Here is a 22,273-nt window from a genome sequence, read left to right as displayed (position 1 = left end):
GCTTGTACCTCGGACGTGGAGGCCTATCAGTCCTGTGTAGATCCTCTACGACCAAGAGTATAGAACTCCTCGTTGGGCCGCATGTCCGCGAGGTGAGCCATCCGGTTCGAGAGGTTGTAGAAGGAGACGACGTTGCCGATGTCCCAGATCGCCTCCTGGCTGAACCCGTGATCCCGGAGACGCTGGAGGTCCTCGTCCGCGATCCGTTCCGGTTCCTCCGTGAGTTTGACCGCGAAATCCAGCATCGCGCGGTGGGTCTCGCTGATGTCGGCCGTGCGGTGATTCGCGGTCAGTTGCTCGGCCAGCATCGGCGCGTCGGCGTAGATCCGACAGAGCGCGCCGTGTGCGACGATGCAGTAGAGGCAGTCGTTGACGCCCGAGACCGTGACGATCAGCATCTCGATCTCCTCGCGTTCCAGCGCCGTCTCCTCCAGCAGGGCGTCGTGGTACTCGATGAACGCCCGCGCCTGCTTGGGCCGGTATCCCAGTGCCAGGAAGACGTTCGGCGTGAACCCGGCGCGTTCGGTCTCCTCCTCGATCCGTTCCTGCAGGTCCGCGGGCAGGTCCTCGATATCGGGCACTTCGAACCGCGTCATCGCGTCCGTTTCGTCTCCCATGCCACCCCACTCGACCAGCGGGGGCTTCAGTGTTGGCCGCGACTCACTCCTCCGGAGCGTCGTCGTCGATCACTGCCCCGTCGCGCCAGCGGTAGAACAGCCACAGCAGGGCGTAGACGACCACCCCGCCGGCGAACAGGACGACCGGGATGACGAACGGTCCGACGCGACCCAACACGTCTCCGGCGACCGACGCGAACATATCGGGATTCGGGCGGGAAGCCGGTTAAACGTCCCCATCGCGGCCGAAGGTTCATATCCGAACGCGAACGACTCACGCGTGTGTACAGGGCTGGCCATCTCGGCGTCTCGCTGCTGGTCTTTCTCCCGGTCGGCGTCGGGCTGGTACTGGCGGGGCGGGCAGACCTGGCCGTCCTCGGGGAGCTGTGCGTGCTGTCGGTCGCCTCCCTGCCCGACGTGGACCACGAGTTGCCGCTGGTCTCACACCGCGGCGTGACCCATACGGTCTGGTTCGCACTCCTGGTCGGCATCGGGTTCGGCGCGGTCGGGTGGGTTCTCGGCGGCCGTCCGGCCACACCGGCCTCGTTCGACCTCGCGCTCGCCGGGTTCGTGTTCGGAACGCTGGGCATCTGTGCCCACCTGCTGGGGGACGTACTCACCCCGATGGGGATCACGCCGCTGTGGCCGCTCTCGGGGCGGACCGTCACCCTCGATCTCGTTCGGGCGAAGAACCCGCTCGCGAACTACGGACTGCTCGGACTCGGTGTCCTGGGCACGATGTCGGCAGTGCTGGTCGTCACACCGGGCTGAGAAACGACACGGTGACGCACGCCTGCTCAGATGAGGTCCTGGTCCTCCAGTTCGTCCACGATGTCGTCGACGAAGTCCTCGGCGCTGTCGTACGGGAAGTCCCCCCCGGAGAGTTTCGTGTTCAGTTCCATGGCCGTCATCGAGAAGTTCCCGGACTCGAACGTCGTCGACGGCCCGTTGGGCAGGGCAGGCACGAGATCCATCGGACTCGAGATCGGATAGTCGGCCCCCTCGAACGCTTCGATCATCTGCTGGCGCAGATCGTCTTTGTCTGCCATGATCCATTCCAACGGTTCTCGAACCTACTGTAAAAAACATTGCGTCCCGCGATACGGTCCGTTCAGCGCCGTTTCCGCGACGATTCGTGAGTCAACGGTTGCCCACTCGACCGTGCGTGAGAGACCCATACATATTTTACCGTCCGGCGAGAGTTTGCTGTCACTATGCGAGTCAATTGTAAACACTGCGTGAGTTTCCCGGCCGGTCCGTCGGCAGGTGAGTGCTGACCATGGAGATCACAGTCGACGGCGAGACCGACGAGGACACCGCTCGCGTGATCGCGACGGCCGTCGCCGAACACCTCGGCCAGCCCGTCGAGATCGTCGATCCCGGCGGCGACCGGGTCGCGGCCGACGAGGAGGAGTGGACGGGCGGCGGCGACATCGTCACAGAGCGCGAACAGCAGCTCCGCGACCAGATCGAGGAGATCATGTCCGGCGGGCCCGAACGGGGTCACGAGAAACTGGAGGACCTCGGGAAGGCGTTCGTCCGCGACCGGCTCGACCTGCTGTTCGACGAGATCACCTACGAGGACGGCACCTTCGCCCGGTTCACCGACGACGACGAACTGCCGGCCGACGGTCTGCTGACCGGCGTCGGCGAGATCGAGGGTCGGGAGGTATTCTTCACCGCGAACGACTACAGCGTCAAGGCCGGATCGCTCGGCCAGATGGGCGTCGAGAAGGAGATCCGTCTCTCCGAGCGGGCCGCCGAAGCCGGCGCGCCCATCGTCCGCCTGATCGACTCCACGGGCGCGCGGCTCAACGCCGAGGAACGCGAGAAAGGCGACACGCACATGGACCGCTATCGGGGCGGGAAGATGTTCTACAACCAGTGTCTCCACTCCGGGCAGGTCCCGCAGATCGGCGTCCTCTACGGCCCGAACATCGCCGGCTCGGCCTACACGCCCGTCTTCTGTGACTTCCTGATCATGGTCGAGGACATCTCCGGCATGGCCATCGCCTCGCCCCGCATCGTCGAGGCGATGACCGGCGAGTCCGTCGACATGGAGGACCTGGGGGGGCCACAGGTCCACGCCACCCAGTCCGGCAGCGCCGACCTCGTGGTGCCCGACGAGGAAACCGCCGCCGAGGCCGTCAAGGCCCTGCTCTCCTACCTCCCCCAGAAGTACGACGCCCCGAACCCGACGCGGGAGCCGAAACCGCCGGTCAAGAACCCGAAGGGGCTGGACGCGGTGATCCCCGACGAACCCAACGCCGCCTACGACGTACACGAGGTGATCGACCGCGTGGTCGACCGCGACTCCTGGTTCGAGACCAAACCCCAGTTCGCCCCGGAGATGGTCACCGGCTTCGCCCGCATGGGCGGCCGCCCGGTCGGCATCGTCGCGAACCAGCCGAATCACGTCAGCGGTGCGATCTTCCCCGACTCCGCGGAGAAGGCCGCCGAGTTCGTCTGGATCTGTGACGCCTACGAGATTCCGCTCGTGTACCTGTGTGACACGCCCGGCTTCATGGTCGGCTCGAAGGTCGAACGCGAGGGCATCCTCCAGCGCGGTCGGAAGTTCATCTACGCCACCTCCAACGCCCAGGTGCCCAAATTCTGCGTCATCACGCGGAAAGCGTACGGTGCGGGCATCTACGCCATGTGTGGGCCGGCGTTCGGTGCCGACGCGACCCTCGCGCTCCCGAGCGCCGAGATTTCCGTGATGGGCCCGGACGCCGCCGTCCACGCCCTCTTTGGCGGGCAACTGGAGGACATGGAGGGCGAGACCCGCGAGGCGTTCATCGAGAGCGCCAAAGAGCAGTTCGACGACTTCGTGGACCTGCGGGCCCAGGCCGCGAAGATGCAGGTCGACGAACTACTGCCGGCGGGCGACCTCCGCGAGCAACTGCTGGCCAGGCTCTCGGCGTTCCGGAACAAGCGCCGGGACGACCCCGACCGCCACCACGGGACGATCCTGTTCTAGTTCTCCGTCTCTCCGTTTTCACTCCCGTCGCGCCGAACGACGAGGACGGGCGCGACGGCCCCCTCCGCGATCCGTTCGCTCGTGTCACCGAGGACCGTCGTCAGGAGGGTCTGTTCCCCTTCGCCCATGACGATCACGTCGAAGTCGTCCGAGCGCTCGACGATGGCCCGCGTGGGAAACTCCACGTCGTCCGACTCCGTGCGGATCTGGGCGTCCGTCAGGCCACGGTCCCGGAGCGTTCGCTCTGACTGATCGAGCAGGGCGGTGTCGTCGCCGACCGTCAGGTCCCAGAGCGTGACCCGCCTGTCGTCGCCGTCCACGAGTGTGGCCACGAGGTCCGCCAGCCGGTCCACGTCGACGACCCCCCGGAGCGGGACCAGAATGTCGTCGATCTCGCCCGTCGGGTTGGGCAGGAGGACGGCCGTCGCGTCGACATCGTCGGCGACGCGGTCGAGCGTCTGCTCCCGGTCGTGCGTGAAAGCCACCCGTTCTTCCACGTCGCTGTGTGCGTCGGCGAACGACGCGGCGATGTCCTCGACGGCCGCGTGGGCTCGGTCCTCGAACTGCATGCTCGCCTGTTCGGTCGGCGTCTGTTCGGGGATGACGTGATAGCCCAGGATCACCACTTCGGCGGGCGCGAGGAAGTCCACCAGCGACTGCGGGATGGTCTGTCCTTCCAGTACTTCGATGGGCACCAGCACGCGCGGTGGCTCCCGTATCGAGAGCGCGCCCGCCCCGTCCGGCTGGTCGTTCCCTGTCATCGGAAGACTCCCTTGAGGGCAACGTCGCTCGCGTAGTACTTGTACCACACGCCGGCGGCGACCATGATGGCGGCCCCGATGATCTGTGACTCTCGCTGCATGAAGCCGAGCATGGCGAAACTGGCGAGCGCGCCGAGTCCGGCCACGAGCGGGGCCGCGGGAACCCGAAAGTCCGGGTCGTACCAGTCGGGGTCGTCGCGCCGGATCACCAGCAACGCGACACAGATCAGGCCGTACATCACCAGATGGAGGAAGGAGGCCACCTCGGCCAGCACCTCTACCTCGCCGAACGCGACCAGCGCGAGGACCGGTCCACCGGCCATCGCGAGCGCGACGTGCGGTGTCCCGTACTTGAGGTTCATCCGACTGGCGTATCTCGGGATGATGGCGTCTTTGCTGACCGCGAAGACCGCCCGCGAGGTCGAGAGGATCGACGCGTTCGCGCTGGAGATCGTCGCCAGCAGACCCGCGACGAGGATCAGAATCGCGCCGGGGCCGCCGAGGAAGGATCGGGCGACCTCGACCATCGCCGTCTCGCCGAACGTCGAGAGTCGTTCGCTCCCGAACGCGCTGGTCGCGACGAAGATGGTCACGACGTAGAGGACGCCGACGATCAGGACCGAGCCGACCATCGCCAGCGGGAGGTTCCGGCCCGGATCCTTGATGTCGCCGGCGACGGTCGCCACCTGTGCGAACCCGAGATACGAGGTGAAGACGAGCGCGGCCGTCGTGAACACCGGCATCGGGCCGAACGGCACGAACGACTCCGGGGCGCTGGGCTGGCCGACGATGCCGAGCGCGTCCAGACCGCCGTAGCCCAGGAAGACGACGAGAATCGTCAGCAACAGCCCGACGACGTAGTTCTGGAGCGTCGCGGCGTTTTCGGTCCCGAACAGGTTCAACCCTGTGAGAAACACGCCGAACACCAGCGCCAGCGGGAGGACGACGTTCGCTCCGCCGAGCGCGACGCCGGCTTCGGCCAGCACCGCGGCCGCGTAGTTCCCGAACCCGACGAGATAGAACGCTGTCGCGAACACTAGTCCGAGCCAGACGCTGATGCCGACGACGGCCCCGGGGAGCGCGCCGAGTGCGCGCGAGACGAAGTAGTACCCGCCGCCGGACTTGGGCATCGCCGTCGCCAGTTCGGAGGCTGGCAGGGCCACGAGCAGGGCGACGACCGCGCCGATGGCGAACGAACCGGCCGCAGCCGGGCCGGCCTGGCCCGCCGCGATGCCGGGGAACACGAAGATCCCCGCGCCGATCATCGTCCCGACGCCCACCGAGAGGCCGCCGACGAGCCCGATGGACCGCTCCAGTTCCGACCCTTCTTCGGTTACAGTCGTCTCCTCGTCGGTGGCCGCCGGTGACGCGACTTCGACGGGTGCCACGCCGGCTCTGTTGGTCTGGTCGCTCTCGGACACAGTCTCTCTCGCCTCGTGTCGAGCTATTCGGGTACAAAACGCCGGACCTAATCAGTGCGGCGGTGGTTCCCCCGCGCTGGGAAGGCTCCCGGTCGACTCGGCGGCGGACCGAACGGCCCCACGGCCGTTCTCACGTCGTGGGAACGCGCTCCACGGGTTTCATCGGACGATCACGTACTCCCAGACAGCCATGACACGGCAAACGACGGCGGAACAGGTGACAGTCTGGCTCGGACGGCTCGTCGGCGTCCTCGCAGTGGGATACACGGCCCTCGGTACCTGGGTCCTGCTCGGACGACCGACGAGCCTCGGGGCCGACGGCTACCTCGTCGGGTCGCTCGTCTCGCTCCTGCTGTTGCTCGGGGTCGCGTACGTGCTGGCAGAACAGCGTCCGCGGCTGCGTGACGGCGGCCACTCGTTCTGAGCGCGGTCGTCGAACCGACGCTCCTTCTCCGTGTACTCGGCCGGTGAGCGACGGCTGGGGTCCGCGGTCCCGTGGCGTCAGGCGTCCGCCGCCTCTGGCTTCTCGCTGACCTCGGACCAGATCAGCACGAGCGCGAACGCGACCACACCGATGCCGAGCGAGGCGGTCATCGACAGCTCGACGCCGACGAACGACAGCACGACGGGCAGTTCGATGAACAGCGGCACCATGAACGCGCCGACGATCAGCAGCGCGGCCGGCGAGAGGCGGCTCATGCGATCACCTCCAGCAACGGCGCGATGACCGCTGGCGTGGCTTCGTGCCCGGCCGGGTAGAGACCGGCACCCTGCACGATGCTGTACAGCGGCAGCGAGTAGGCCAGGATCACCAGCACGACGGCGATCAGCGCCCAGAGCTTGAGGTTGTCCAGCACCGTCGGCGACTGTTCGGGCCCGGACAGGGCCGGCGGGAGGGCCGAATCGAGGCCCCGTGCGGGCTCGTTGTTCATCGCGGTGAGGCCGACGTTCATCAGGAACAACAGCGCCGAGACGAACAGCAGGACACCGCCGAAGGCCAGCTGGAGCCGGAGACTGCCGACCGACCCGGCGACCGTCTCGAAGGCGACCTGCGGGTACTGCGGTTCGGCCGTCCGGCGCGGGATACCCGCGAGGCCGCCGCGGTGCATGGCCGCGGACATGAACACCATGCCGATGAACCAGAGGACGACCTGAAAGAGGCCGATAGGGCGACTGTACAGTTCGCGGCCGGTGACGCGTGGCACCAGCCAGTAGGAGGCGGCCATGAAGGTCAGCGCCACGGCCGTCCCGACGGTGAGGTGGAAGTGCCCCGGCACCCAAATCGTGTTGTGCACGAGGTAGTTGATGTTCATACCTGCGTTGACCATGCCGCTGAATCCGCCGGCGGCGAACATCAGTCCGGCCAGCGCCATGCCGGTGAAGGCCGGGTCACGCCACGGGAGGGCCTTCAGCCAGCCGAAGTAGCCGGTGCCGCCGCGCTGGCGTGCGCCGTGTTCGATACTGGCGACGACGGTGAACGCGGTCAGCAGGCTCGGCAACAGCAGGAACATCGTGTTCGTCATCGCGATGAACTTGAACCCCTCGGCGATGCCGGGATCGACGTACTGGTGGTGGATCCCGACCGGGGTCGAGAGCAACAAGAAGAGGACGAACACGACCCGCGCGAGCGGATCGCTGAACAGCCGGCCGCCGGCGATCTTCGGCAGGACCGTGTACCACAGCAGGTACGCCGGCATCAGCCAGAAGTAGACGACGGGGTGGCCGAAGAACCAGAACAGCGTCCGCGTGAGCAGCGGGTTCGGAGCGGGCATGATCCCGAGCGACCACGGGATCAGGAAGACGACGACTTCGACGGCGACGCCCATCGTGGCGACGAACCACATGATCATCGTCGTCAGGACCATGAACGACTGCAGCGGGATGCGTTCGCCGGCGTTCTCGCGTCGCCAGGCCAGATACTGGCGGAACCAGTCGATGCCGGCGAGCCAGGTCCCGATGACGAACAGCGCGAGGCCGATGTAGAACAGCGGATGGGCCTGCAGGGGCGCGTAGAACGTGAACAGCACGTCGGCGCTAATGTCCGAACTCGGGATCAACCCCGCGAGGATCGAGACGCCCGCCATGGCGGTCCCGACGGACATCGTGGCCACCCAGAACCAGGTGAACCGCTTGCTGACCGGCGGGCGGTCCAGGCTCCGCGTGTTCGCCCAGGTGAACACGCCCGCCAGGAAGAAGATGGTGAACACGATCGCCAGCAGGACACCGTGGAGCGTCAACAGCGTGTAGTAGTCGGCCGATTCGACGATCCGGGCGAGCCCGGTCCGGTGGAGCGCCTGGAGGACGCCCATGAACGCACCGATCCCGAAGGCGACGAAGGCCGTCAGGAACAGCGACCGGACGACCCGCGAGACGTGCGGGTACTGTATCAGGAAGGAGTTGTCCGGCAGCATCTCCCGGGCCGACTCGACGGTCTCGCCAGCCGTCTCACCGGGCGTGCTCACGCCGACTCACCTCCCGTCGGCGTCGCGGTCGCGTTCGTCGTCCCGTTCCCACTGGTCTGTGTCTGCGTGTCGTCTTGCATCGTGAAGTTGGACGGTTCTTTGACGAGTAGCTCGGCGGCCATGCTGTGGTGGCCCGACCCGCAGTACTCGTGACAGACGATGCCGTACTCGCCCGGCTCGTCGAAGTTCACGGTGATCTTCGACACTTCGCCGGGGATGACCATCGTGTTGGCGTTCGTGCCGACGATCTGGAACCCGTGGATCACGTCCCGGGAGGTCACGTAGAAAGTGACCGTGCTGTTGGCCGGGACCTCGACGGTCCCGGGCTGGAAGGCGAACCGCAGGGCGACGACGTGGACCTCGTACTCGTTGGGTCCGACCTTCGTCACTCCGGGGTCGTCGAACCCGCTCGTGTTCGCCAGATCGCTCGGATTCACCTGCCCGCCCTCGTCGTTGACCATGACGACGCCGGCACCCACCGCCCCGTAGACGATGGTCGAGATGAAGCCGACGATCAACAGGAGCGACGCCCCCAGCCAGAGTTTCTCGTAGTTGTGGACGTGCATCCCAGATCACCCCACGACTGTCGGCCCGTTCCCCAGGAACTCGACGAAGTACATGTACGTCCACATCAGTCCCAGGATGAGAAAGTACACCAGCAGTAACGCCAGCGTCCCCTTTGGATTGTACTCGTCCTGTGAGAGTGACTCCTCGATGTCTGGATCCCTGACCAGCGTCCCGTCGGTGTACACGTCTTCACCGACGACCGCGGAGTCCGTCTCCGCCTCAGCCTCTGTCGCGGTCATAGGAGGGTGTACGCACATGTTCGTTAAATCCAATACCGGGAGTTCCCACGGAGTGAGAACAGCGCCCAGGATTATACTTCGCGTTCGCCAACCACCGGTATGATCCAGGCATTCGACTCGCTGTCGCCACGGATTGTCATCGCGGTTGCATTACTGGCGCTGGTGCCGGTGGTAACCTTCGGCCTCACGCTATCCTTCTACGTGGCACTCGCAGTGACGGCCACGAACGTCGTGCTGATCACCACGAGTCTCTACCTCCTGTTCTCGCCGACCGAATCGGAGGACCACGGTACCGAGGCCGCACACGGCTGAGACGTGGCGAGGACCTTCGATAGATGACCGTGACGCCGCTCCAGCTGGCCGGTGTCTCTGCCGTCGAGGGCAACGTGGACCTGCTGGTGTTCGCGGTGATCGGCCTGCTGGCCGGCGCGCACTGTCTCGGGATGTGCGGGCCGCTGGTGACGCTGTACGCCGACCGGATGGACGCGAAGACCGGCACCGACCGCGAGCGCCGACTCACCACGTTCGCCGTCCGCCAGCACCTGCTGTTCAACCTCGGACGCACGGTGAGCTACGCCCTCGTCGGTGCGCTCGCGGCCGCGGCCGGCGGCCTGGTGTTCGCGTCCGTCGACGGACTGCCCGCCATCGCCGATCCCGTCCGGATCGTCGCCGGGCTGACCGTCGGGGCAGTCATCGTCGCGACCGGTGTCAGATACCTGCTCGGCGGGACTGGTCACCTCGACCGGTTCACGCCTGCTCTCGTCACGCGGGGCTTCCAGCGGATCAGCGGGTGGCTCACCGCACGCGTCGACCGACTGGTCGGCGGGCCGAGGATCGTCGGCCTCGGAGCCGTCCACGGAATCCTCCCGTGCCCGATCCTCTATCCCGCCTACGTCTACGCGTTCGCGCTGGGCGATCCCGTCAGGGCCGCGCTCAGCCTCGGCGTCCTCGGCCTGGGGACGGTCCCGACGCTGTTCGCCTACGGCACGGTGCTGGGCACGCTCGGTGACCGCCACCGGCGGAGCCTCCACCGGATGCTGGGCGGAGCCTTCATCCTGCTCGGATACATCCCCCTCTCACACGGCCTGGTGTTGCTCGGCGTCGGCGTGCCGATGCTGCCGGTGCCGTTCTACCAGCCCCTCGCATGACCGACTGCACTCTCTGTGACCGACCGACGCCGGACCCGCCGATCACCGACGGTGACGGCGGCGCGTACTGCTGTCGGGGCTGTCTCTCGGTCGCCCGTGCGCTCGACGACGTGGCGACGACCGAGGACGACCTCGGGGAGCGTCGCGGGACGGACGAGGTCTCGGTCCCCGACGACGCCGAGACGGCGTATCTCGCCGTCGACGGGATGCACTGTGGTACCTGCGAGGCCTTCGTCGAGTCCCGCGCCGTCGAGCAGTCGGGCGTCCACGACGCCGCCGCCAGCTACGCCACGGACACGATGCGGCTGGTCTACGACCCCGAGGAAACCCGACCCGACGAACTCGCGGCGGCCGTCTCGGGCTACGGCTACACGGCCCGGGACCGCGAGGTCGAGGCCGAGAGCGAGGTCGACGAGTCCGCCTGGGCGCTGGCGCTGGGCGGCTTTTTCGGCATGATGGTGATGGGCTGGTACGCCCTGTTTCTCTACCCGACGTACTTCGGCTACGACGCGCCGTTCGTCGACCTGCAGAGTCTCGTCGGCCTCTATCTGTTCGGGAACGTCTGGCTGATGACGTCCATCGTCCTGTTCTACACGGGGTGGCCCATCCTCCGGGGCGCGTACGTCAGCCTCCGGGCCGGTCACCCGAACATGGACCTATTGGTCGCGCTGGCGGCCACGGCCGCCTACAGCTACAGCACCGTCGCCATGCTGCTGGGGCGGACCCACCTCTACTTCGACGTGACCGTCGCCATCGTCCTCGTGGTCTCGCTGGGCAACTACTACGAGGGGAGAGTCAAGGACCGCGCGGTCGGCCTGCTCTCGGAGCTGACCGAGTCCAGAGTGACCGAGGCGCGCCGCCTGACCGCCGACGGAACGGAGACGGTCCCCGTCGAGGACCTCTCTGCCGGCGACCGCCTGCTGGTCAAAGCGGGCGAGCGGGTACCCACCGACGGCGAGGTGGTCGAGGGGTCGGCCGCCGTCGACGAGTCACTGCTCAGCGGCGAGCCGATGCCGGTCGACAAGCGCGTGGGCGACGCGGTGATCGGCGGGAGCGTCGTCACCGACGCGCCGCTGACCGTCGAAGTCGCGGCCGACGCCGAGAGCACCCTCGACCGCATCGTCGAGTTGCTCTGGTCGATCCAGAGCGCCCGGCCGGGGATGCAGCGACTCGCCGACCGGCTCGCCACGGTGTTCGTGCCGACGGTCATCGCGCTCGGCGTCCTCGCGGCCGCGGCCGTACTCCTGACCGGCGGGAGCGGCGTCTCGGCCCTGCTGATCGGACTCACGGTCCTGATCGTCTCCTGTCCCTGCGCGCTGGGGCTGGCGACGCCGCTCGCCGTCGCGGCGGGGGTCCGCGAGGCCGCCGACGCGGGCATCGTCGTCGTCTCCGAAGCGGTGTTCGAGGCCGTCCCCGAGGTCGACGTGGTCGTGTTCGACAAGACCGGGACGCTGACCACCGGCGAGATGCGGGTCGCCGATGTCGTCGGCGACGATCCGGGGGCGCTCCGCCGGCGCGCGGCCGCGGTCGAGTCCCGGGCGAACCATCCCGTCGCGACGGCCATCACCGATACCGTCGATAATCCGCCCGATGCAACCGACTTCGAGCGCCACGCCACCGGGGTCAGCGCCGACGTGGACGGCGACCGCGTGACCGTCGGTCGGGCGGACTGCCTGCGGTCAGCGGGACTCGCGGTCCCGGACGAACTGGACCGGCAGGCCACCGAAGCGGCCGAGGCGGGCCAGCGCCCGGTGTTCGTCGGCTGGGCGGAGCGGGCGCAGGGCCTGCTCCTGCTGGGCGAGCGCGAGCGCCCGGAGGCCGCAGCGGTCGTCGCGGACCTCTCGGCCGATCACGAGGTGGTCGTGTTGACCGGGGACGAGGGCGGCGCAGTCGAGCGGATCGAGGACCGTATCGACGCCGACGAGGTGTTCGCAGGCGTCCCGCCGGAGGCCAAAGCCGAGACCGTCGAGCGACTGCGTGGCCGGGGCACCGTCGCGATGGTCGGCGACGGGAGCAACGACGGCCCCGCGCTGGCGGCCGCGGACCTCGGCATCGCGCTGGGGAGCGGGACCGACCTCGCCGCGGACGCGGCCGACGCCGTCCTGCTGGACGACGACCTGCGGAACGTCACCGCGCTGTTCGAGATCGCCAACGGCACCCACGGCCGCATCCGGCAGAACCTCGGGTGGGCGTTCCTCTACAACGCCGTGGCCATCCCCATCGCCGTCGCCGGCCTGCTGAACCCCCTGTTCGCCGCGGTCGCGATGACCGCCTCCAGCCTGCTGGTCGTCACGAACTCGTCGCGGTCGCTCCGCTCGTGACATATTAGGACATTTAATCCAACCTCGGACGTTAGCGTAAACAATTATATGCAACCATGCCGATCGTGGTCCCATGGGGGATACAGGTACACCAGTGCCGACGACGTGGAACAACCCGAACGTCTGTCCGTTCTGTGAGATGCAACTCGAATCGCCGGGCGCGGGCTTCATGGATCACCTGAAGTCCAACCCCGACTGCGAGTCGGGCTTCGACCAGTGGCGTGGTAACATCAACAGCGACATCCGCGGCGGCTGGTCAGGCTAGAACGACACCGCTTTTCGCCGAACAGATCCCGTCGGCCAGCCGCAGGTTCGGGCGGTCCCGGAAACCGCTCGGTCAGTCGATGCTCATGATCTCGCGAGCCTCGTCTGGCGTCGCGGGTTCCCGGCCCACGTCGCGGGCCATTCTCGCGGCTTTCGCCACGAGGTCGGCGTTGCTCTCCGCCATCTCGCCCTCGCTGACGTAGAAGTTGTCTTCGAGGCCGACCCGGACGTTCCCGCCCATCGCCAGCGCCGCGCCGACGAGCCGCCACTGGTCCTCGCTGATCCCGATGACCTGCCAGGTGGCGTCGTCGGGGAGCTGACGGACCTGATGGGCCAGGTTCTCCGCGGTCGCCGGGATGCCGCCCAGCACGCCCATGATGAGGCTGAAGTGGAGCGGGTGTTCGAGTTTGCCCTCGGCCAGTAGCGGGCGGGTGTTCCCGATGTGGCCCGTGTCGAAACACTCCAGTTCCGGTTTGACGCCGGCCTCCTGCATCGTCGTCACCATCTCGCGGATCTCCGAGAAGGAGTTCTCGAACACCATGTCGAACACGTAGTCCTCCCGGGATTCGGAGTACTTCGCGTAGTTCATCGAGCCCATGTTGAGGGCGGCCACCTCGGGCTGGGTCTCGCGGACGTACTCCGCGCGGCTCTCGACGGGTTCGTGGATCGCGCCCGTCGAGAAGTTGATGACGATGTCGGTGCGGGCCTGCACCTCGTCTTTGATCTCCTGATAGCGCTCGGTCGAGTAGGTCGGCGAGCCGTTGTCCGTCCGGGCGTGGATGTGGGCCACGGCCGCGCCCGCCTCGCGCGCGGCGGCGGCCTCCTCGGCGATCTCCTCGGCGGTGTAGGGGATCGCCTCGCACTGATCCCGGGTCGTGAGCGCGCCCGTCAGCGCCGCAGAGATGACCACTTTGTCGGGGTCGTTGCCCTTCACGGACTCGCGGTTCGCGTCGGTCATTGTCGCACCTCCCACTCTGGGTCATCGTCCATCAGGAACGAGTTGATCCCCTCCTCGGTCGCGTCGCTCATCGCGACCACCGTGATGATCTCCTTCAGATAGGAGAGCGCCTCCTGGAAGCCCATGTCCCGCTGGGTGTAGTAGGCCTCCTTGCCCACCTCGATGAGGACCGGACTGTTGTTCACGAGCTGGTCCACGAGGTCGTCCAGCGTGGCCTCGAACTCGCCTTCGGGAGCCAACTCTGTCACGAGCCCCATCTCGGCGGCCTCCTCGGCGGTGACGTGCTCGCCGGTAAAGAGGAGCTTCAGCCCGGCCTTCTGGTCGACCGAGCGCATGATCGGCGCCATCGCCTGGGCCGGGAACAGCCCCACGTTCACCTCGGGCGTGCCGAACTCGGCGTCGTCCCGCGCGACGACGAACTCACACGCCGACGCGAGGCCGAGTCCGCCAGCGAGACAGTAGCCCTCGACCGCCGCGACGGTGAGGACGCTGGCGTCGACCATCGCCTGGACGATGGCCGACAGCGAGGAGAACTGCTCCCGGTAGGCCTCCGATCCCTGCCCGATGACGCCGGACATCTCCGAGAGGTCGCCGCCCGAGCAGAACGTGCCGCCCGCGCCCCGGAGGACGAACACACGTGCCTCGCTCTCGTCGGCGAACTTGATCGCGTCCAGCAGTCCCAGAATGACCGGTTCGTTCAGCGAGTTGCGCTCCTCGGGCCGGTCGATGGTCGCCCGGACGACGAAGCCGTCGTCGCTCACCGATACGTCGAGCGCCTCGTTCGAGAGTTCCTGATCTTCCATGAGGTTTTGTATCGTGGCACACGCCGCCGCAATAGTATTTCGGACAGGAAGAAACTCACAAGGAGTTCCCCGTTTTCAAAAGATTCGCCGCTCGACGGTCGCAATAAACGAACAACGGGTGGGCTGTGTCTTTATGTGGGTCGTCCGCAAATGGCGTGGTATGGTGGACACGCCAATCGACTACAGCCAGTACGAGGAGGGGCGACACGTCAACTACTGGACTCTCGACCCCGCGTTGCGGGCGGAAGTCGAGCGGACCTATCCCGACGCGGAGTTCGAGTGGGCCGAGTCCGAACTGTCGGACCTCGGCGAGGTGACGGGCCACACCATCGCGGACAACGCCGAGGTCATCGACCGCGAGGGCCACGAGTTGCGGACCTACGACAAGCACGGCGAGATCCAGAACCACGTCCAGTACCACCCGCTCCAGCACGAGAACGACCGGCTGGTCTACGACCGTGGCGTGACACACGACATCTTTCACGCGCCGCCGGGTCGGGACGAGCCGCTGGGATTCCAGCACGTCCTGACCCAGCAGACCATCCTCTCGTTCGTCGACGGCGGCTTCGTCTGTCCGGTCTCGATGACCACCGGTGCGGCCATCGTCCTGGAGAAGTACGTCGACGACGACCACCCCAACGCCGACCTGCTGGACGAGTACTTCCAGGGCCTCACCAGCCGCGACTACGACGACCACATCGAGGGCGCGATGTTCCTCACCGAGAAGCAGGGCGGCTCCGACGTGGGGGCCAACGAGACCACCGCCGAACCCACCGACGAGGACGGCATCTACGAACTCTACGGCGAGAAGTGGTTCTGCTCGAACATCGACGCCGAAGGCACGCTCGCGCTGGCCCGCCGGCCCGACGCCCCCGACGGCACCGCGGGGCTCTCGCTGTTCCTCGTTCCCCATACAAAGCGTGACGGCAGTCTGAACGACCAGCTCTACCGCCGGCTGAAGGACAAACTCGGCACCATCGCGGTCCCTACGGGCGAAGTCGAGTTCCGCGGCGCGGAGGCCTACCTCGTCGGCGAACCCGAGAACGGGTTCAAGCTGATGGCCGAGATGATGAACTTCGAGCGGCTGACCAACGCCACCGGCTCGGTCGGCGGGATGGGGCGCTCCCTGCTCGAATCGAAGGTCCAGGCCGCGACGCGTGACGCCTTCGGCGAGACCATTCAGGAGTACCCGCTGATGCGCCGGGACCTCGTGAACATGCAGACCGACTACGAGGCCGCGCTCGCGTTCACCTTCGAGGCGACCCGCCACTACGCCAACTACATGGCCAACGAACAGCGCCTCGACGAAGCACCCGAGGACCGCGACGACGACGCGGCGCGAGCGTTCAAACTCATGCGCCTGCTCGTGCCCATCGCGAAGTACAAGACCGCCCGGATGGCCGTCGACACCGCCTCCTACGCCTGTGAGGTCCTCGGCGGCAACGGTTACGTCAACGGCTTCGCGACCGAGCGGATGCTCCGGGACTCGCAGGTCCTCCCCATCTGGGAGGGAACCTCGAACGTCCTCTCGCTGGACGTGTTGCGCGTGCTGAACCGCGAAGCCGCCCACGAGGAACTGTTCCCGCTGGTCGAGGACAGTCTCGACGCCGCCGAGCATCCCCACCTCGACGACCTCGCGGCGACCGTCGCCGAGGAGTTCGAGGACATGCAGGCGGCGATGATCTCCCTGGCGACCGAGGATCAGGACTACGCCCAGCACGAGGCCAAACAACTCGCCGACTACATCTTCGACGTCGTGACCGCCGCCCTGCTGATCGAGCGCGCCCAGGACGCCATCGACGAACGCGACGACGCACGGAAGGCCCTGATCGCCGAGTGGTTCGTCGAGACCCGCTTCGCCGAGCGGGACGCCCGCGGCATCACGGACGGCGAGAAACTGCCCGACGACCACTTCGCGGAGATCGTCCGGCACGCGCCCCTCTCACCCGATCAATTGGCCGACGCCGCGCCCGCGGACGACTGAGTAACCGACAGACGTTTTCACCTTGGCCGCTCAACAGGTCGTCAGATGCCAGACGTACCCGCTTCCCGGCGTGCGCTGTTGCGGAGCGGCGCAGCGGTGACCGGGACTGGATTGCTCTCCGCGCTCGCAGGGTGTCAGGGAATGCTCTCGGACGGATCGACAGCGACCCCGTCCGGGGACGGTGGGACCGGGGCACCGCTCACCTACGCGCCCGAGGGTTCGACGTTCGTGGCGACGGCCGACCTCGACGGCCTCCGGTCCGACGACGCCTTCCGATCCGCCGTCGACGACCTGCTCGGGTCGATTCCCGATACCCCGGCGTCGCTCTCGGCTGCCCTCGACCTCGTTCGTGGCTCGACCGGACTCGATCCCCGTGCGGCGTCGCGACTCGTCGTGTACGGCGGAATGAACCGCTACGGAACTGTCGTCCGGGCCGACTGGTCGACTGACGACGTGGTCGCCGGCGTCATCGGTGGCTCGGCGAGGGAACGGACCTACGGCGGCCGGACGCTCTACCTTCCGGACAGCGACGACACGGGTGCCGTCGTGGCGTCACTGGACGGCGGCCGATACGCGCTGGGCGGACTCGGCGCCGTCCGCGATGCCATCGACGTCGAGCGCGGCGAAACCGACCCCGTCGGCGGCACGGTCAGGACGCAGTACGAGGCGACGCGAGACGCGCTCGTCAGATTCGGTGCTACAGTCCCGAGCGCGGTCCGAGTGACCCCATCTGGTGAGGCACTGTCGAACGTCACCGCCGCACACGGGTCGATCACCGGCGGTGAATCCTCGCAGTTGCGCGTCAACGCAGCGACCGCTGGCGGGACGAATTCCGTCGCGTCGACGCTCCGGGCCCGGATCGACGAGATCGGTGCCGACATCGCGGCGAATCCACAGGTCGACGCGAACCGGGTACTCGGCGAGGTCGTCGACGCGACGACCGTCGAGACCGACGGATCGACGGTGGCGGTCCCGCTGGCGTCGTTCTCGTTCGACTACGACGAAGCTACCCAGGTTGGGACGATTTCACACGACGGCGGCGACGCGATTCCCGCCTCGAATCTCTACATCCGCGGGACGGGCTTTACCGATACCGAGGGTGCAGAGCTGGTCGGCCCCGGCACCTGGCCGTCGGGTTCGGACGGTCGTGTCGAGGCTGGCGATCAGGTGACGGTCGGCCTGCAGTCTGGGGCTACGATCAGAATCGTCTTCGAGGGTGACGAGAATACGGCGACGCTCGCGAGTTTCACCGGTCCCGACGGCTGACCCACACCGGCGAGGCAACGACCGCCGGCGCTGGGAGCCCTGGTTACTCGTCGTCGGGGTCGGGAACCACGGTCACGCTGGCGACCCGATCCTGTCCTTCGAGTTCCATGATCGTGACGCCCTTGGTGTTCCGGCCGACCGTCGAGATGTCGGCGGCGCGGATACGCATGATCTGGCCGCTCTCGCTCATGATGATGAGGTGATCGGCCTCCTCGACAGCCTTCACGTCTGTCACCGGGCCGTTCCGGCCGTCGGTCTTGATGTCGATCAGCCCCTTGCCGTAGCGGGACTGCTGGCGGTACTCGTCCAGTAGCGTCCGTTTCCCGTAGCCGTTCTCGGTGACTGTCAACAGGGCGCGGTCGTCCTTGCCACTCGTGGCGACCAACCCGACCACGTGGTCGTCGTCCTGGAGTTTGATCGCGCCGACACCGCGGGCGTTCCGGCCCATCTGCCGGGCCTCCGTCTCCGCGAAGCGGATCGTCATGCCCTGTGCGGTCGCGATCACGAGGTCCTGCTCGCCGTCGGTCACCTCCACGTCGACGAGTTCGTCGCCGTCTTCCAGCGAGGCGGCGATGATCCCAGTCGACCGGATGTTCTGGAAGTCGGTCGTACAGGTCCGCTTGACGTAGCCGTTCCGCGTGACCATCGTGAGACACTTGTCCTCGGTGAACTCGTCGGTGTCCACGACGGCCGTGATCTCCTCGCCGTCGTCGATCCCTTCGATGACGTTCCGGATGTGGTTGCCACGGGCCGTCCGGCTCATCTCGGGTACCTGGTATGTCTTGAGCCGGTAGACCTTGCCCTGGTTGGTGAAACAGAGCAGATAGTCGTGGCTGTTGGCCCGGAAGACTTCGTTGACGCGGTCGCCCTCCTTGGGGTCCGCGCCGATGATGCCCTTCCCGCCACGGCCCTGGGGCTCGAACTTCTCGACGGGCATCCGCTTGATGTAGTCGTCCTCGGTGATGACGACCACGCAGTCCTGCTCGGGGATGAGGTCCTCGTGGGTGACCTCGCCGTCGTCCTCGACGATCCGGGTCCGGCGCTCGTCGCCGTAGTCCTCCCGGATCTCCCGGAGTTCGTCCTTGATCACGTCGAGCAGTTCCTGCTGGTCGCCCAGGATCTCCTCTAGCCTCTCGATCCGTTCCTGGACCTCCTCGTACTCGGTCTCGATCTCGCCGACCTCCTCGGAGGTCAGGCTCCCGATCTGGATGCGGACGATGTGGTCGGCCTGGTCCTCGGAGAAGTCGTACGCCTCGCGGAGGGCTTCCTTGGCGTCGTCGCGGGTGTCGGCGTCCCGGACGATCTCGATCACGTCGTCGGCGTTCTTGACCGCCGTCAGCCGACCTTCGAGGATGTGGGCGCGATCCTCGGCCTCGTCGAGTTCGAACTGGCTCCGACGGCGGACGACCTCCTTGCGGTGGTCGACGTACTCGGCGAGGGTCTCCTTGAGCGTCAGGACGCGGGGCTGGCCGTCCACGAGGGCCAGATTGATGACGCCGAACGTGGATTCGAGGTGGTGTTCCAGCAGCTGATTCTCCACCACGTCGGCGTTGGCCCCGCGCTTGAGGTCGATCACGACCCGGACGCCGTCCCGGTCGGACTCGTCGCGCAGGTCGCTGATCCCCTCGATCTTCCCCTCGTTGACGTTCTCGGCGATGCGTTCGACCACGCGGGCCTTGTTCTCCTGGTAGGGCAACTCGGAGATGACGATGCGGCCCTCCTCGCGGTCGACCTCGTACTCGGCGCGGACGGTGAGCCGACCGCGCCCGGTCTTGTACGCCTTGTGGATGTCGTTGCGGCCCACGATGTTCGCGCCCGTCGGGAAGTCCGGCCCCTTGATCGGCCCCGGACTCTCCTCCAGGTGGATCAGGTCTTCCACGTCACAGTCCGGGTTGTCGATCAGGTGGATCGTCGCGTCGATGACCTCGCCGAGGTTGTGGGGCGGGATCTTCGTCGACATCCCGACCGCGATCCCGGTGGACCCGTTGACGAGCAGGTTCGGGTACGCCGCCGGGAGGACTTCCGGTTCTTCGAGGCGGTCGTCGTAGTTGGACTGGAAGTCCACGGTGTCCTTCTCGATGTCCGCCAGCAACTCCTCGGCGATGGGGCTCATCCGGGCCTCCGTGTACCGCATGGCCGCGGCGGGGTCGCCGTCCATCGAGCCGAAGTTGCCCTGCCCGTCGATCAGGGGTTCCCGCATCGTGAACGTCTGGGCCATGTTTACCAGGGTGTCGTAGATGGCCTGGTCGCCGTGGGGGTGGTAGTCACCCATCGTCTCCCCGACCACCGAGGAGGACTTGCGGTGGCTGGAGCCGCTGGTGACGCCCATGGAGTGCATCGCGTAGAGGATGCGTCGGTGGACCGGCTTGAGCCCGTCACGCACGTCCGGGAGGGCGCGGCCGGCGATGACGCTCATCGCGTAGTCGATGTAGCTCTGCTCCATCTCGTCTTCGACCCGCACGCGCTCGACGTTGGCCGCGGGGGCCGCCGTCGCGTCGTCGGGCTGATCCGGCAGGTCCGAGCTCATATGTCGACCCACTCCGCTTCCGGTGCGTGTTCCTTGATGAACTGTTTCCGTGGCTCGACGGCGTCGCCCATCAGGACGTTGAACATCTTGTCCGCCTTCGCGGCGTCCTCGATAGTGATCTGCTTGAGGTGGCGGTTCTCGGGGTTCATCGTCGTCTCCCAGAGCTGTTCGGGGTTCATCTCACCCAGCCCCTTGAACCGCTGGACCTGCGTGGGGTTGCCGTCACACTTCTCGGCGACGATGCGGTCCCGTTCGGCCTCGGTCATCGCGTCGTAGGTCTCACCGCGATACCGGACGCGGTAGAGGGGCGGCTGGGCGGCGTAGACGTAGCCCGCCTCGACCAGTGGTCGCATGTGTCGGTAGAACAGCGTCAACAGCAGAGTCCGGATGTGTGCGCCGTCAACGTCGGCGTCACACATGAAGATGATCCGCTGGTACCGGGCGTCGTCGAGGTCGAACTCGTCGCCGATCCCGGTCCCGATGGCCGTGATCATGTTCCGGATCTCGTTGTTCTCCAGAATCCGGTCGAGCCGGTGTTTCTCGACGTTCAGGATCTTCCCGCCGAGCGGGAGGATCGCCTGGAACTCGGGGTTGCGCCCCTGTTTGGCCGAGCCACCTGCGGAGTCACCCTCCACGATGAACAGTTCGGACTCGCTGGGGTCTTTGGTCTGGCAGTCGGCGAGTTTGCCGGGCAGGGCCGTCGACTCCAGCGCGTTCTTCCGGCGCGTGAGTTCCTCGGCCTTCTTGGCTGCCTTGCGTGCCTTCGCGGCCTCGACGGCCTTCCGGATGATCGACTGTGCGGTGTCGGGGTGTTCCTCGAAGAAGGTCGTGAGTCGTTCGTGGACCGCACTTTCGACGATGCCCCGGACCTCCGAGTTGCCGAGTTTTGTCTTGGTCTGACCCTCGAACTGCGGGTCGGGGTGTTTGACCGAGATGACGGCGGTCAGTCCCTCGCGGATGTCCTCGCCCTTGAGGTTCTCGTCGAGGTCCCCGATCAGGCCGTGGTCGTTTGCGTAGTCGTTGACGACTCGTGTGAGCGAGGTCTTGAAGCCGGTGAGGTGGGTGCCGCCCTCGCGTGTGTTGATGTTGTTGGCGAAGGCGTGGATCGAGCCCTGCAGTTCGTCGGTGGCCTGCATCGCCACCTCCAGCTGGACGGTCCCCTCGTCGATCCCCTCCTCGTCCTCGAAGTAGATGACCTCCTCGTGGAGCGGTTCCTTGGTCTCGTTGAGGTAGGTGACGAACTCCTTGATGCCGCCCTCGTAGCAGAAGGTAGACTCGGTGCCGTCGCGCTCGTCACGGAGCGTAATCTCGACACCGGAGTTGAGGAACGCCAGTTCGCGCAGGCGCGCTTCCAGCGTCGAGAACTCGAACTCGGTCGTCTCGAAGATGTCGTCGTCGGGCCAGAACCGGATCGAGGTCCCCGTCTCCTCGTCCGATTCGAGGTCCCGGACCTCCTTCAGTTCGTACTCGGGTTCGCCGTGATCGAACCGCTGTTTCCAGACTGCGTCGTCGCGCTTGACCTCGGCTTCGAGCCACTTCGAGAGCCCGTTGACGACCGAGACCCCAACCCCGTGGAGCCCGCCGGAGACCTGGTAGGACTTGTTGTCGAACTTCCCGCCCGCGTGGAGGACCGTCATGATGACCTCCAGTGCAGGGCGGTCGTGTTCGTCGTGCGTGTCGACCGGAATCCCCCGTCCGTCGTCGCTGACGCTGACGGAGTCGTCCTCGTGGATCGTGACCTCGATGGTGTCACAGTACCCCGCCAGGGCCTCGTCGATAGAGTTGTCGACAACCTCGTAGACGAGGTGGTGCAGTCCACGGGAGTCCGTCGACCCGATGTACATCGCCGGCCGTTTGCGGACGGCCTCCAACCCTTCCAGGACCTGAATCTGCCTGGCTCCGTACTCAGACTCGTTAGACATGAAATCTACTACGGCGTAGGATTTGGGGACTGA

Annotated in this window: 22 protein-coding genes; 9 read left to right on the top strand and 13 right to left on the bottom strand. The window is 66.7% G+C overall.

What is annotated here, in order from left to right:
• Nucleotides 1-26: 26 nt before the first annotated feature.
• Nucleotides 27-617 carry a peroxidase-related enzyme gene (locus ACOZ4N_RS06155; RefSeq protein ID WP_424019051.1) on the bottom strand — a complete coding sequence of 197 codons (591 nt, stop codon included), beginning with the start codon at nt 615-617 and terminating at the stop codon, nt 27-29.
• A gap of 43 nt (nt 618-660) precedes the next feature.
• Entirely contained in the window at nt 661-819 is a 159-nt protein-coding gene (locus tag ACOZ4N_RS06150) for a hypothetical protein (protein ID WP_424019050.1), read from the bottom strand.
• An 80-nt stretch (nt 820-899) separates the two neighbouring features.
• Between ACOZ4N_RS06150 and ACOZ4N_RS06145 the strand changes: the two genes are divergently transcribed.
• On the top strand, nt 900-1,388 hold the full coding sequence (locus ACOZ4N_RS06145) for a metal-dependent hydrolase (protein ID WP_424019049.1): 489 nt from the start codon (nt 900-902) through the stop codon (nt 1,386-1,388).
• Between the two features lie 26 nt (nt 1,389-1,414).
• Here ACOZ4N_RS06145 and ACOZ4N_RS06140 read toward each other — a convergent pair whose 3' ends face one another.
• Nucleotides 1,415-1,666, bottom strand: coding sequence for an MTH865 family protein (locus ACOZ4N_RS06140; protein WP_424019048.1), 252 nt, complete (start codon nt 1,664-1,666; stop codon nt 1,415-1,417).
• Nucleotides 1,667-1,896: 230 nt separating this feature from the next.
• On the opposite strand from ACOZ4N_RS06140, the gene ACOZ4N_RS06135 reads away from it, so the two are divergent.
• Nucleotides 1,897-3,597, top strand: coding sequence for an acyl-CoA carboxylase subunit beta (locus ACOZ4N_RS06135; protein ID WP_424019047.1), 1,701 nt, complete (start codon nt 1,897-1,899; stop codon nt 3,595-3,597).
• Here the strand turns inward: ACOZ4N_RS06135 and ACOZ4N_RS06130 are convergent.
• A complete protein-coding gene (locus ACOZ4N_RS06130; RefSeq protein ID WP_424019046.1) occupies nt 3,594-4,358 on the bottom strand; it encodes a universal stress protein in 765 nt (254 codons plus the stop codon). The genes ACOZ4N_RS06135 and ACOZ4N_RS06130 overlap by 4 nt on opposite strands.
• On the bottom strand, nt 4,355-5,779 hold the full coding sequence (locus ACOZ4N_RS06125) for an APC family permease (RefSeq protein WP_424019045.1): 1,425 nt from the start codon (nt 5,777-5,779) through the stop codon (nt 4,355-4,357). The genes ACOZ4N_RS06130 and ACOZ4N_RS06125 overlap by 4 nt, the downstream gene beginning before the upstream one ends.
• A gap of 190 nt (nt 5,780-5,969) precedes the next feature.
• Here ACOZ4N_RS06125 and ACOZ4N_RS06120 point away from each other — a divergent pair, with 190 nt between their 5' ends.
• On the top strand, nt 5,970-6,203 hold the full coding sequence (locus tag ACOZ4N_RS06120; RefSeq protein ID WP_424019044.1) for a hypothetical protein: 234 nt from the start codon (nt 5,970-5,972) through the stop codon (nt 6,201-6,203).
• A 77-nt stretch (nt 6,204-6,280) separates the two neighbouring features.
• Here ACOZ4N_RS06120 and ACOZ4N_RS06115 read toward each other — a convergent pair whose 3' ends face one another.
• From ACOZ4N_RS06115 to ACOZ4N_RS06100, 4 genes are read right to left on the bottom strand one after another with little or no spacing between them, the layout of a single operon-like run.
• Complete coding sequence (locus ACOZ4N_RS06115) at nt 6,281-6,478, bottom strand: CbaC protein (protein ID WP_424019043.1); 198 nt, start codon at nt 6,476-6,478, stop codon at nt 6,281-6,283.
• Nucleotides 6,475-8,190: a b(o/a)3-type cytochrome-c oxidase subunit 1 gene (locus ACOZ4N_RS06110; protein ID WP_424019937.1), complete on the bottom strand. Its 1,716-nt coding sequence runs from the start codon at nt 8,188-8,190 to the stop codon at nt 6,475-6,477. Before ACOZ4N_RS06110 ends, ACOZ4N_RS06115 begins: the two co-directional genes overlap by 4 nt.
• 47 nt (nt 8,191-8,237) lie before the next feature.
• The gene (locus ACOZ4N_RS06105) at nt 8,238-8,807 is read right to left on the bottom strand and encodes a cytochrome c oxidase subunit II (RefSeq protein WP_424019042.1); all 570 of its coding nucleotides are present in this window, start codon (nt 8,805-8,807) and stop codon (nt 8,238-8,240) included.
• Between the two features lie 6 nt (nt 8,808-8,813).
• The gene (locus ACOZ4N_RS06100) at nt 8,814-9,047 is read right to left on the bottom strand and encodes a hypothetical protein (protein WP_424019041.1); all 234 of its coding nucleotides are present in this window, start codon (nt 9,045-9,047) and stop codon (nt 8,814-8,816) included.
• Nucleotides 9,048-9,146: 99 nt separating this feature from the next.
• Here ACOZ4N_RS06100 and ACOZ4N_RS06095 point away from each other — a divergent pair, with 99 nt between their 5' ends.
• From ACOZ4N_RS06095 to ACOZ4N_RS06080, 4 genes are all read left to right on the top strand, one after another.
• Nucleotides 9,147-9,359, top strand: a complete 213-nt coding sequence (locus ACOZ4N_RS06095) for a hypothetical protein (protein ID WP_424019040.1) — start codon at nt 9,147-9,149, stop codon at nt 9,357-9,359.
• Between the two features lie 23 nt (nt 9,360-9,382).
• Entirely contained in the window at nt 9,383-10,195 is an 813-nt protein-coding gene (locus ACOZ4N_RS06090) for a sulfite exporter TauE/SafE family protein (RefSeq protein ID WP_424019039.1), read from the top strand.
• A complete protein-coding gene (locus tag ACOZ4N_RS06085) occupies nt 10,192-12,516 on the top strand; it encodes a heavy metal translocating P-type ATPase (protein ID WP_424019038.1) in 2,325 nt (774 codons plus the stop codon). Before ACOZ4N_RS06090 ends, ACOZ4N_RS06085 begins: the two co-directional genes overlap by 4 nt.
• A gap of 73 nt (nt 12,517-12,589) precedes the next feature.
• Nucleotides 12,590-12,781, top strand: a complete 192-nt coding sequence (locus ACOZ4N_RS06080) for a DUF7501 family protein (RefSeq protein ID WP_424019037.1) — start codon at nt 12,590-12,592, stop codon at nt 12,779-12,781.
• A gap of 72 nt (nt 12,782-12,853) precedes the next feature.
• Here ACOZ4N_RS06080 and ACOZ4N_RS06075 read toward each other — a convergent pair whose 3' ends face one another.
• Together ACOZ4N_RS06075 and ACOZ4N_RS06070 are read right to left on the bottom strand one after the other, a co-directional pair.
• Nucleotides 12,854-13,738 carry a 3-keto-5-aminohexanoate cleavage protein gene (locus tag ACOZ4N_RS06075; RefSeq protein WP_424019036.1) on the bottom strand — a complete coding sequence of 295 codons (885 nt, stop codon included), beginning with the start codon at nt 13,736-13,738 and terminating at the stop codon, nt 12,854-12,856.
• On the bottom strand, nt 13,735-14,541 hold the full coding sequence (locus tag ACOZ4N_RS06070; protein ID WP_424019035.1) for an enoyl-CoA hydratase/isomerase family protein: 807 nt from the start codon (nt 14,539-14,541) through the stop codon (nt 13,735-13,737). The genes ACOZ4N_RS06075 and ACOZ4N_RS06070 overlap by 4 nt, the downstream gene beginning before the upstream one ends.
• Nucleotides 14,542-14,701: 160 nt before the next feature.
• On the opposite strand from ACOZ4N_RS06070, the gene ACOZ4N_RS06065 reads away from it, so the two are divergent.
• Complete coding sequence (locus ACOZ4N_RS06065; protein WP_424019034.1) at nt 14,702-16,525, top strand: acyl-CoA dehydrogenase family protein; 1,824 nt, start codon at nt 14,702-14,704, stop codon at nt 16,523-16,525.
• A gap of 45 nt (nt 16,526-16,570) precedes the next feature.
• Nucleotides 16,571-17,791, top strand: a complete 1,221-nt coding sequence (locus ACOZ4N_RS06060; protein WP_424019033.1) for a hypothetical protein — start codon at nt 16,571-16,573, stop codon at nt 17,789-17,791.
• A gap of 43 nt (nt 17,792-17,834) precedes the next feature.
• Here the strand turns inward: ACOZ4N_RS06060 and gyrA are convergent, their stop codons facing one another.
• Together gyrA and gyrB are read right to left on the bottom strand one after the other, a co-directional pair.
• Nucleotides 17,835-20,318 carry a DNA gyrase subunit A gene (gene gyrA / locus ACOZ4N_RS06055; RefSeq protein ID WP_424019032.1) on the bottom strand — a complete coding sequence of 828 codons (2,484 nt, stop codon included), beginning with the start codon at nt 20,316-20,318 and terminating at the stop codon, nt 17,835-17,837.
• Nucleotides 20,315-22,240: a DNA topoisomerase (ATP-hydrolyzing) subunit B gene (gene gyrB, locus ACOZ4N_RS06050; protein WP_424019031.1), complete on the bottom strand. Its 1,926-nt coding sequence runs from the start codon at nt 22,238-22,240 to the stop codon at nt 20,315-20,317. The genes gyrA and gyrB overlap by 4 nt, the downstream gene beginning before the upstream one ends.
• Between the last annotated feature and the right edge of the window lie 33 nt (nt 22,241-22,273).

It is taken from the genome of Halorientalis pallida (genome assembly GCF_049605515.1).
Lineage (GTDB): Archaea > Halobacteriota > Halobacteria > Halobacteriales > Haloarculaceae > Halorientalis > Halorientalis pallida_A.
Note: the sequence above shows the minus strand (reverse complement) of the source record. Positions and strands in the feature narration are given on the sequence as shown.

Excerpts from the sequence above, each read along its gene's own strand:
- ACOZ4N_RS06155 (WP_424019051.1), bottom strand. The coding sequence starts at position 617 with ATGGGAGACGAAACGGACGCGATGACGCGGTTCGAAGTGCCCGATATC.
- ACOZ4N_RS06150 (WP_424019050.1), bottom strand. The coding sequence starts at position 819 with ATGTTCGCGTCGGTCGCCGGAGACGTGTTGGGTCGCGTCGGACCGTTC.
- ACOZ4N_RS06140 (WP_424019048.1), bottom strand. The coding sequence starts at position 1,666 with ATGGCAGACAAAGACGATCTGCGCCAGCAGATGATCGAAGCGTTCGAG.
- ACOZ4N_RS06135 (WP_424019047.1), top strand. The coding sequence starts at position 1,897 with ATGGAGATCACAGTCGACGGCGAGACCGACGAGGACACCGCTCGCGTG.
- ACOZ4N_RS06130 (WP_424019046.1), bottom strand. The coding sequence starts at position 4,358 with ATGACAGGGAACGACCAGCCGGACGGGGCGGGCGCGCTCTCGATACGG.
- ACOZ4N_RS06120 (WP_424019044.1), top strand. The coding sequence starts at position 5,970 with ATGACACGGCAAACGACGGCGGAACAGGTGACAGTCTGGCTCGGACGG.
- ACOZ4N_RS06115 (WP_424019043.1), bottom strand. The coding sequence starts at position 6,478 with ATGAGCCGCCTCTCGCCGGCCGCGCTGCTGATCGTCGGCGCGTTCATG.
- ACOZ4N_RS06110 (WP_424019937.1), bottom strand. The coding sequence starts at position 8,190 with ATGCTGCCGGACAACTCCTTCCTGATACAGTACCCGCACGTCTCGCGG.
- ACOZ4N_RS06105 (WP_424019042.1), bottom strand. The coding sequence starts at position 8,807 with ATGCACGTCCACAACTACGAGAAACTCTGGCTGGGGGCGTCGCTCCTG.
- ACOZ4N_RS06100 (WP_424019041.1), bottom strand. The coding sequence starts at position 9,047 with ATGACCGCGACAGAGGCTGAGGCGGAGACGGACTCCGCGGTCGTCGGT.
- ACOZ4N_RS06095 (WP_424019040.1), top strand. The coding sequence starts at position 9,147 with ATGATCCAGGCATTCGACTCGCTGTCGCCACGGATTGTCATCGCGGTT.
- ACOZ4N_RS06090 (WP_424019039.1), top strand. The coding sequence starts at position 9,383 with ATGACCGTGACGCCGCTCCAGCTGGCCGGTGTCTCTGCCGTCGAGGGC.
- ACOZ4N_RS06085 (WP_424019038.1), top strand. The coding sequence starts at position 10,192 with ATGACCGACTGCACTCTCTGTGACCGACCGACGCCGGACCCGCCGATC.
- ACOZ4N_RS06080 (WP_424019037.1), top strand. The coding sequence starts at position 12,590 with ATGGGGGATACAGGTACACCAGTGCCGACGACGTGGAACAACCCGAAC.
- ACOZ4N_RS06075 (WP_424019036.1), bottom strand. The coding sequence starts at position 13,738 with ATGACCGACGCGAACCGCGAGTCCGTGAAGGGCAACGACCCCGACAAA.
- ACOZ4N_RS06070 (WP_424019035.1), bottom strand. The coding sequence starts at position 14,541 with ATGGAAGATCAGGAACTCTCGAACGAGGCGCTCGACGTATCGGTGAGC.
- ACOZ4N_RS06065 (WP_424019034.1), top strand. The coding sequence starts at position 14,702 with ATGGTGGACACGCCAATCGACTACAGCCAGTACGAGGAGGGGCGACAC.
- ACOZ4N_RS06060 (WP_424019033.1), top strand. The coding sequence starts at position 16,571 with ATGCCAGACGTACCCGCTTCCCGGCGTGCGCTGTTGCGGAGCGGCGCA.
- gyrA (WP_424019032.1), bottom strand. The coding sequence starts at position 20,318 with ATGAGCTCGGACCTGCCGGATCAGCCCGACGACGCGACGGCGGCCCCC.
- gyrB (WP_424019031.1), bottom strand. The coding sequence starts at position 22,240 with ATGTCTAACGAGTCTGAGTACGGAGCCAGGCAGATTCAGGTCCTGGAA.